Here is a 510-nt window from a genome sequence, read left to right on the forward strand (position 1 = left end):
CGGGAAGTCCATGATCACGGAAGGGGAGGCGCTGGAGGTCAGCGGCGGGTGGCGGCGTCGTGCAGGCCGCGCCGCTTCATGGCCTCCCCGTAGAGCGCCAGGCCCGCGTTGACCAGCACGAGGCCCGCCGTCCCCTCTGCCGCCCAGCGCAGCAGGGACGCGCCGGACGAGCGGCGCGCGGAGGCGTCGAGGGCCACGGCGAGCCCGCTGCCCACGAGCAGCATCCCGCCCGGTGCGAGGCGCCTCCAGACGGACAGGTCCTCCTCAGGCGTCGGCGCCACGGCGCTCAGCTCTCCCCAGGTGCTCGGCGAAGAACCCCTCGATCCGCGCCCACGCGTCGGCCGCCGACTCGGGCTCCGGGCCCGCGCCGAGGACCCGCTGCATCACCGGCCGCAGCAGGCGCGGCCCGGTGGGGGCGTCGTTGAGGAAGGAGTGACCGGCGCCGGGGTACTCGCGCACGTCGTGCGGCACGCCCGCGTGCTCCAGGGCGCGGTCGAGGCGGTCGGCGGC

Annotated in this window: 2 protein-coding genes; both read right to left on the reverse strand. The window is 77.1% G+C overall.

Annotated elements, in window-relative coordinates:
* Positions 1 to 38 precede the first annotated feature (38 nt).
* Positions 39 to 281, reverse strand: coding sequence for a hypothetical protein (locus FHN55_RS22135; RefSeq protein ID WP_139714558.1), 243 nt, complete (start codon positions 279 to 281; stop codon positions 39 to 41).
* On the reverse strand, positions 265 to 510 hold a 246-nt coding region (locus FHN55_RS22140; protein ID WP_180358019.1), incomplete at its 5' end, for a dienelactone hydrolase family protein. The genes FHN55_RS22135 and FHN55_RS22140, both read right to left, overlap by 17 nt.

This window comes from Streptomyces sp. NP160 (assembly GCF_006335115.1).
Taxonomy (GTDB): Bacteria; Actinomycetota; Actinomycetes; order Actinomycetales; family Quadrisphaeraceae; genus Quadrisphaera.